Below are 10,004 nucleotides of genomic sequence, written 5' to 3'. Positions count from 1 at the left end.
TTAATTTTAACCCAGCCTTGCTTATCAATGATTTTACTTTCTTGTAACTTTTAGAGACATCTTTTTCATTACTATTAACATTATGTCTTACCAATACACCTATAATCTGAAAATTAGTATTAGTATATGAAAACTTACTATAATAATTTTCTAAAGCTTTTTTATAGTCCTTTTTAAAAGGATGACTATCATCAAGACTTCGTGTTTTATTTGATAAATATTGAATTAAAAACCTCCTCTTCTCACAATTTTTAATCAAATCAATTAGCTGTTCCTCCATTCCATCTTGACTTGTCATAACTTGAGGGGGATATTTATTCTCGGATGATGTTTTAACTTCTCCAAATAAAAATAATACATTATCATCAATTTCTATAAACCCAACTAAATCTGCTCCCGTTTTATTTCCATTAGGATTTCTGGCATCTCGCTTTTCATTCCAGTAAAATCTTACATTAAAGTGTTCTTCTAATATTACATGTGCAAAAGCCTCGCCTATACGCCAATCAGAAAAATTCATAAAAGGCTTTTTGTTAAGCGCCCTCAAATCAATAAGCAATTGTTCATTAGAAAAAAAGCCAATTTTTTTAAGTAATCCTGTCAAATCTTCTTTAAATTTTTCTGTCTCATCTTTATCTACCAAAAAATTTTTCACTTTATTCGAATATTCAAGTTCAATTTCTTCGTACTCAAACTCATACCCTTCATAAGAATAACATATATCATTATACTCATAAATTACATTCATGATTAGTCCCCCTAAATAAACTACCACCAAATAATAAACATCTTTTTATATATTTCTACATAAACAAAAAAAATCCTTCAAAATTTTATCTAAACTTCCACATTTCTAATATTTTTGTTTTCTAATATATATTTATTTTAGTAGCTTCATCATCTTCAATATTTAGAAGCAATTTCTATAACTTAAACTATTCACACAAAGAGGAGCCAATGTGACTCCTCTTTTAACTTCCTTTCACTACATTATTTTTTTGAATACTTCTATTTACAATATCTTTAAATCTTTCATAGCTATTGACCCAATCAAAAACTACATCACTGGATACGGTGGCAAAATGTTTACGGGCACATTCAATTTTGGCTTTTTCCACATCGGTTAAATTAACTCTTTCTTTTTCAAATTTTGATTCCACAATAAAATACAACTTTGCCTTATGATCATCAACTTTATGTATTATTGCCCAGTCAGGAGTATAATTTCCATAAGGGGTTTCAATGACAAGTCCTCCCTTTTTCAATTTTGTAAAGAGAAGAACATCAGGATCTTCATCAAGGCTTCTTGCAAATTCATACTCCCCATGACTATCTACACGGATATATTTCTGGAGAGCTTTTCGGTATTCTTCTTTTGTTTTATATGCTTTTTTAGCACTTTCATTTAGCATCCATTGTTCAATTTCATCCACAGCAAAAATATTCTTCTCTTCAAACACAACTCCATCCAAAACCTCATATTCTATATTCTTAGCCTGGAATTCATTCAATTTATTCTGAAGAATCTTAATTACTTCATCTAAAATCTCCTGTTTCTGTAATAAAATTTTATTTTCCAAAGCCGAATAAATTCTGATTAAAGCTTTCCTTGGTAAGAAAGTTTGATGCATGAGATAATTTATTATTTCAAAATCACTTTTATTATTTTCTATTTCTTCTATTCCAAGATTAATTGTAAATTTAGCAGGATCATGTATTTGCAACTCATTAGATTTTTTGAAATCTATACCTCCTGTTGCTATTTCATATTGACGATAAATAAATTTATTAGTTAGATGTTTATTAATTTCTTCTATACTTTGTTTAATAAACTCCTCTTTATCAATGTTTACATGGTAAATTGTTCTTTTGTTTATTCGTTCACGTAATTCTGCTAAAAGCTTTTGAAATTCTTTTTCCGTTACAAAACTGTGGTATCCATTTTCTACAGGTTCTTCATCACCATTTTTAATCTCAATTCGTTTACTACCTTTTGCTTTCATATTTTCTATAAATTTCTCTTTAATAGCTTCCTGATACGGTTGTAAAATTGCATTTGTAAAATCATAATATATTATCTCTGCTGCATCTTTCGTTAGTTGGTTAGTTTTAGCATTAATAATTCCAGCATTAATAAGTTCAGTCCTAAAAGCTTCTACTGTATCTGCCACAAGAAATTCCTCTGGAATCCCAGCGTCTGCCAAGGTTTGATAAATAACTTCAAAAGTAACTTCTTCCTGATCTAGTCCTTCCTCCAATCTAAAATCTTTTTGCAAGGCTTCAGCGAAGTGATCGTAATAGTCATTGGCAATTACAGTCAAAACATTTATTTCACTGTCAAAACACCGGTTTCCATAAATATCCACTGGCAGTCGCAAGCCTCGTCCTATTTCCTGCTTTTTAGCGATTTCCGAACTTCCTTTTTTTAAGGTACACAGTTGAAAAACATTAGGGTTATCCCAGCCTTCTCTTAAAGCTGAATGAGAAAAAATAAATGCCAATGGTTCATCAAAAGAAATTAGTTCATCCTTTTTCTCTAAAATAAGCTGTATTCCACGTTCAATATCTTCCTGAGATTTAGCTTTTACCTCTAATTCATCTTTCCCCCAGTCCCAATCCTCTATTTCAGTTTCATTATTTTTCTTATCCCGTGCAAAATAACCTTCTCTTACCTTTTGCACATTTTTGTATTCAGGAAATAAATCAGGATATTTTTTAAAAAGTTCATTATATCTTGGATCTTTAATTACTTTCTCATATTCCTCATCAAAAATGCGGGCATAAATTCCTCGGCCGTCAGGTGCCTCACTATCTCTAAAATTTTTAACCCGATCTATAAAGAAAAGGGACAAAACTTTGATTTTATAGCCTTTTTCTAAAATTTTTAGTTGTTTTGTTAAATGCGTTTGTATAGTTAAACGGATTAATATTCTGATTAAGTCCAGTTCATCTAAATTATAATTATTTTCTCCTTCTTTTAATATTAAGATACCTTCCTTATAACCAATTTTCAATCCGTTAATTTTGTGCGGGTCTTCCAATACAATCATATCTCTATATTGGGATAATTCTCCAGATAATTCATAAAGGCTTACCCCTTTTTGCACATTAAAGGTACGTAATTTAACCTGCCCGCCCGGTTCACGATAGAAAATTTCAATTTTTGCTTTTAAGTCCCGGGTAAATTCTATATAACGAACATAAGGGTAGTCTTTACTGATATTGCCATAAACAGTTTTAACCTCAATTTTCTTTACTAAATCCTGTTTATAAGCCTGGTACGAATCAAGTTTATATACTTGATGGTAAAGCTTTTTATGAGTTGCTGAATACCTTAAAATGAATAGCGGATCCAATTCTTCAATAGCCTTTAAAGAAGCACTTTTCTTTTTCCCATTTCCTTCAAGTCGCTGTGGTTCATCTATAATGACAATTGGTTTAGTATATTTTATTAGGTCCCACAAAACTCGCCCTCTTTCATCTTCTCTGCGAATTTTATTGCTGTCTTTATTAAATGCCTGTATATTCATAATTACAATGCGTAAATCCCTAGCTTCCACAAAGTCCATTAACTTATTTAAATTATTCGAATCATAAACGAAAGCATAATTTGAAATGTCAAGGTCATAAAGGGTTTTTAAATGTTCTTTCAAAATTTCAATATTTTTTTCTACTCCTTTACGAATAGCCACTGTAGGCACTACAATTATAAACTTTAAAAAATTATAATTTTTATAGAGCTCCAAAATAGTCCGCAAATATACGTAAGTTTTACCAGTACCTGTTTCCATCTCTACAGAAAAATTATATATAGGCTGTAAATCAGTAGAGGGAAAGAGCATGTTTTGAGTTTGTATTTCTCGTAAATTTTCTAGAATAACATTCCTTCCTATGTCCAATCTATTCCTTATAATTTCCTCAGATATACGTCCTATATGTCGGGTTTTCCCACGATAAATTACATCCCCCAGCTCCCGATCTTGTCCTCTAAAGAGGGCTACAACTGAGTTGATAGCTTTCTTTTGGTATTCTAAATTATCATCAAAGTTAAATATAACTTTCCTTGTCATTTAGCCCACTCCTTAAATAAACTCTACTCTGTAAGTCTGGTCTTTTCCCTGGTTAAAAAGCTTTATTTGTGTATCAAGTCTGTGCAAAATATTTAACTTCAAAGAAATATCATCATCAAAAGCACTATCTCTAAAAATAATTTTTATCGGTTTTGGTTCTAAAGAAGCTATTTTATCCACAATATCACTGGTAATCGTTTCTTCAAGACATACTACTACACTATCGGCAAACATATATGTTCGATTCCCTATATTGGTAAGTTTTTCAATTTTAGATGTAAGTGGGAAATCTCTGTGACGTAGCATAATCTCATAAACTACATCAATATCAGTAAAGCCAGGATTAAAGTCTAAAGCATCCTTAACAGAAAGAGCGCTTTCGCTTAAAGTAATCTGCTCACCTTTAAGAGCATCATCATTCCATCGAATATTTGTTTTACCTACCTTAAAAACTTTAAAACCAATATCAAGGTCATCAATCCACTCCTTATCCTTAAATTCTTCTTTAATCTTTTCTCCAGCCCTACGAATCCTTTCTTTACCAATATCGGCAATGGTTTTAAAGCCAGCTTTATAGGCTTCTGATTCTTCATCTACCCTTTCAGGAAGTTGCACCATTATAAATTTGCGTTTGCCACCATCTTCAGCATTAAGCTCCATAACGGCATGAGCTGTTGTAGCTGAACCAGAGAAGAAGTCAAGAACTATAGAATCATGCTTTGTACCTATATGAATACACCGTTTTACTAAATCAACAGGTTTAGGATAATCAAAAATAGAACCTTTAAGTAATGCCCTTAATTCTTTTGCAGCACTATCAGTATGACCTACTTCACTATATTCCCATATAGTTTTAGGAGTAATCCCATTCTTGACTTCAGATAAAAATCTTTTTATCCTGGGAACATTATTACCATCTTCACCAAACCAGATTCGATTATCTTTTACTAATTCTTCAAATTTTTCTTTTGAAACTCGCCAACTATTACCTGGGGGAGGCAATACTTTTCTTCCACTTGGTGTAATAATTTCATAAATATCCTTTTCAGTAACTCTGCCTACACTAAGGTTATCACTTATCCACGGCCCACGAGGGTCATTGTCTGGATTTTTATACCTAGCATTTTGCTTATCTGTTCTTGGTAATAATGTTGGCCTAAATACTTCTTTATTCTTTGCTACTGCAATTATGTAATCATGACTTGTTGAGAACCATTTTGCATCATTTTGAATTCCATATTTTTTCTCCCAGATAATAGTTGAAATAAAATTCTCCTCCCCAAAAATCTCATCACAAATCTTTCTTAAATTTGCCACTTCATTATCATCAATGCTAATAAAAATTACTCCATCATCGGAAAGCAAATCCTTAGCTACTTTTAAGCGTGGATACATCATATTCAACCAGTTGGAATGGAAGCGTGCAGAACTTCTCTGGTTTTTAATTAATCGTTCACCGTTTTCATCCAATTCTCCTTCTTCCTTATCACTTTCTTCTTTTAATTTTTTGAAATCATCTTTATAAATAAAATCATTGCCAGTATTATAAGGTGGATCTATGTAAATCATCTTTATTTTGCCATAATACGAATTTCTGAGAAGTTTTAAAACTTCCAAGTTATCTCCTTCTATATAAAGATTTTCTGTAGTGTCCGGATTTTTGCTCTCTTCAGGTACATACTTTAAGGTTTTTCCAACTACATCGGTTAAGGCAAGCTGTTTAGCTAATGTCTTCCCTGGCCAGGTAAGCTCATATTTTTCTTTTCCTACTTCTTCAAATTGACCAAGTTCCTGTTTTAGTGCTTCAAAATCTACCTGGCCATCTTTTACAGCAGCAGGAAATAATTCAGCAAACTTTTTGATATTGTCTTGGACTGGATTAAATATTTCCTTTGACACTTTATTTTCCATTTTATTACCCCTCCTAAATAGCAATTATTTCATTTAACCTTAAAAAACTACTTTTTATTTCTGAATTAAGGCTTGCCTTTTCTGCTAATGTGATCGACTTGCTCAGATGATTTTGAAGATTTATGATTTTCTTTAAAAGCGTCCTAATTTCATTCATTTTTTCAATGTCATAAAAGATTTTGGTCTCTAATGCCTTTAAAGCTCCGGTCCACAAATGTTTATAGGTAATAAGATAGGCTTTAGTTATAATTTCTGTGTAAAAGGTGAGTTTGTTACCAGTGTTTAATATTTTAGTAAAAGCTAAATATTGATCAAATAATGTTGCATTTTCATCAGGGAAAAATAAAGAACTTCTCTGAGTAAAAATTATATCATCTATGACAATTTCCTGCGAATCAATTTTACTTAATCTTTTTAAAGCAAAACAGTACAGGTAATTGCCTTTATTATCAATAAACCGTAATACCGCAGGAGGTTTAACAATCTTTTGTAAAATTCCGCCAATAAAATTCGAATACTTTAAGTCATTAACTTTTATATCAAAATAAAGAATAGCTTGATAGTTATAATCATTGTTTATTAATGACGGTATTTCTTCTCCAATTATTTGGTGTGTTAAAGTTATTCCTTTAACATCTTCTTTAAATTTTTGTTTCTCTTGTTTTGTTAGTTCCCCGGTTAAAAAGGTTTTTATATCGAAATTTTTATCAATCTTATATTTCTCAGGTACTCCAAGCATTTACATCACCACAAGAAAAGATACTAACTCAAAATCATCAGCACTTGTATGGGCAAATTCATTTTCGTAGCCACCAAAGTCAAAAATACTTGTTTCAGCTTTTCTTTCTTCCTCACCTTTAATACTATCAATTGCCTTATTCAAAAGATTTGAATAAAAGCTCATATCAGTTGCATTTTTAGTTTGCTGATTAAACAAATCAATTAGTTCGGTATTTGGTTTATTTTTCCCATAAGAAAGCTTTCTAAATTGCATTAAAGTCTCTCGTGAACTACCGCTTCCAAAATATATTTCACCGTCATGGGTAACATAAATTAAGTAATAGGGGTAAAGAGAACTATTACTTTCAGGCTTAGTATTATCTTCAAGATGCCTAAAGCAAAAGATACAACCTGGTTTTTCCCCTTTAACCACAGAATAAATTCCTCTCGGTACTCTTTTTATTTCAGGATGACTACGCACATACATGGACAACTCATATAGGTAATCGTTCATATTTAGGTCTGTTATAGAAATATTATCTGATAATTCATCAATATCAACTATTTCATTTTGCAATCGTTCCAATTGCTTTTTACGAAAGTCGAAGTCATTTAAATCTGGATTTAATATATCATCTTCTCCGGTTGCAGTCAAATTTACCGCCAGCATTTTTTGTTTGACACGGTATTCTAATTGAAGATATTCATTTAGTTCTAAATTCGGGAAAAAATTTATCATAGCTATTCGTTCATTTTTGCTTCCAATCCTATCAATACGACCAAAGCGTTGAATTAAAATAACTGGATTCCATTGAATATCATAATTTACCACACAATCAGCATCTTGAAGGTTTTGACCTTCGGAAATACAATCAGTAACAATAAGAATATCTATTTGTTCATTTTCGGGTAATTTTCTCCCTAATTTAGAATTGGGAGAGAAATAAGATAGTATAGTATTAAATTCTTTAGAAATATTTAGCGTTGTTTTAGGTTCGCCTGTCCCAGTTACAAGCGCAGTATGAATTCCATGTTTTTTCATTTCTTGTGCAATAGTATCATAAAGATAATATGCGGTATCAGCAAAAGCAGTAAAAATTAATACTTTTTTATTGCCTGGATTATAAGGTGTCTTAGTTATTTTTTCTTCTAAAAAGTTTAATAAGGTTTTTAATTTTTCATCTCTCTGTTCTTGCAGAACAATATCAACACTTTTCAACAATTCTTCTATTTTCCCTTTATCGTGATATAAGTCAGCCAAATATATTCCTTTCATTAAATGATTAACATTTATTTCATACTTATAATCCAATAATAATTCTTCATCGTCATCTGATTCTTCAAATTCTACTTCTAAATCTTCACTACTTTTTTCAAGCAATTCTATATATCTATCAATTCTCTGAAGAAGACGTTGTAAAGTCTCCCTAAAAGCATAAACAGAGCTTTCTAATCTTTTAAATAAATTGAATCGGTGTAGTACGGAAACAAAATATTCTCTTTCTTCATGATTAAATAATACTCTACCACCACGAACTGTTTGAAATTTTTCTACATAATATTGCTTGTATTCAGGTTTAATGTATTTCATAGGTTGATAAACTGCAAGTGTTAACATATCAAGCTTTTCATCTGTATCATAAAATTTTAGTAATTCCCCTTTGCTATCAATTTCTGGTTTATAAGTTTTTGGTGGAAGTTTTTCAGGAAAACTACCTATTTCATCATTGCCATAATACATAGTGATATGCTTACGACTTCTCGAAATTGTAACCATTTCAAGAAGTTTAAAAAATTCTGATGGAAGATTATCCAATAAATCCTTTTTATTTCTATTCGGTTCTTTAATCCAATCATTTATTACTTTTTGCGCTTTTTTTAATACCCCTTCAATGCTTATAATACCATCTTCTTTAAAAGCTTCGTCATTATCTATAGTAATTGTGCTCAACTGATTTTTTAAGTCATTTAGAGAATTGTTTACAGGTGTAGCTGTCAGCATTAAAACTTTTGTTCTAACCCCTTTTTTAATAATTTCATTTATCAATCTTCCATAACGTGAAAGTCTTTCTGGATTATCATTGCGATTTCTAAAGTTATGGGACTCATCAATAACAAGCAAATCATAATTTCCCCAATTTATTCTGGATAAATCAAGGCCGCTACGGGATCTCCCAAAACGACGACTTAAATCACTATGACAAAGAATATCAAATGCAAACCGATCTCTCGCAAAACGGTTATCTATGTAAGAATTTCTGAATGAATCCCAGTTATCATACAACTTCGCCGGTGTTAAAACTAAAACTCTATGTTGTCGTAACTCATAATATTTTATTATAGCTAATGCTTCAAAAGTTTTTCCAAGCCCTACGCTATCAGCAATAATGCAGCCATTATATTTTTCAATTTTGCGTATAGCAGAAACCACTGCATCTTTTTGAAATCGAAAAAGACTTTTCCAAATCTCAGTATCTTTAAAACCAATATGATCGCTTTCAAATCGCTCTATATCGGAATCTAATTGGTCTCCAAAAAGTTCATAAAGGGTAAAAAAATAAAGAAATTCCGGATCGTATTCTTTATATATGAAATTAAGGTTTTCCAAAAGTTGCTTCTTGAAATCTTCTGTATATCCCTTATTGTTCCAAATAAGTTCAAAACTTCTTTTAAGTTCTTTGACCTGTTTCGAATCAGTAATTTCTATATTAAAATTCATTGGAACTATACCATTTTTCCTGGTTTTGCGGATAATTTCCAAAGAAGAATCCCCAAAAACTCCATAGTCTTCATCTATTAATATGAAATTGCTTTTTAAAAGCTCTTTCTTTTTTATCCTTTTTACATTCACGTGTTTTTCAATAAAATTATACATACTACGAGCTTTGCTTAGATGCCCCAATTTATTTTTTTCAACTATTTCATAGGAGTTAAAAAATATATTATCAGCAATTCTACCAATTTCAAATTCCCGAGAAATTTCTTTGCCAGTAGGAATATAAGTAGAATCTCTTAGAACAAGATTTATTTCTTTGACTTTTTCCATGTCGAATTGCAATTCACTAAAAACAGAAAGTGTTAATTTATCATTAACAATGTTTATTGTACTATTCTTTTTATTTTTAAGTATAGTTTTTATCCGTTGTATTAAAACATCATTGGAATTTATTACTTCAGCCATTCTCCTATCCCTCACCATTTAGTAACCTATCATATATAATAGCCTACTGCATAAAAATATTATATAAACCTCTATAAATCAAAATATGTATTTAGCACGCTTAAAATCTTATCACATTTACA

Annotated in this window: 5 protein-coding genes; all 5 read right to left on the bottom strand. The window is 30.7% G+C overall.

Annotated elements, in window-relative coordinates:
* On the bottom strand, positions 1–748 hold a 748-nt coding region (locus tag M663_RS15725), incomplete at its 3' end, for a hypothetical protein (protein ID WP_029689286.1).
* A gap of 223 nt (positions 749–971) precedes the next feature.
* Entirely contained in the window at positions 972–4,070 is a 3,099-nt protein-coding gene (locus M663_RS0113330) for a DEAD/DEAH box helicase family protein (RefSeq protein ID WP_029689285.1), read from the bottom strand.
* Positions 4,071–4,082: 12 nt separating this feature from the next.
* On the bottom strand, positions 4,083–5,981 hold the full coding sequence (locus M663_RS0113325) for a site-specific DNA-methyltransferase (RefSeq protein ID WP_029689284.1): 1,899 nt from the start codon (positions 5,979–5,981) through the stop codon (positions 4,083–4,085).
* A 13-nt stretch (positions 5,982–5,994) separates the two neighbouring features.
* Positions 5,995–6,720, bottom strand: a complete 726-nt coding sequence (locus tag M663_RS0113320) for a DUF4391 domain-containing protein (RefSeq protein ID WP_029689283.1) — start codon at positions 6,718–6,720, stop codon at positions 5,995–5,997.
* The gene (locus M663_RS0113315; RefSeq protein ID WP_029689282.1) at positions 6,721–9,882 is read right to left on the bottom strand and encodes a helicase-related protein; all 3,162 of its coding nucleotides are present in this window, start codon (positions 9,880–9,882) and stop codon (positions 6,721–6,723) included.
* Between the last annotated feature and the right edge of the window lie 122 nt (positions 9,883–10,004).

It is taken from the genome of Thermoanaerobacter sp. A7A, from assembly GCF_000445185.1.
GTDB lineage: Bacteria > Bacillota > Thermoanaerobacteria > Thermoanaerobacterales > Thermoanaerobacteraceae > Thermoanaerobacter.
The sequence above is the reverse complement of the archived record's forward strand: the minus strand, read 5'-3'. Positions and strand labels throughout refer to the sequence as shown.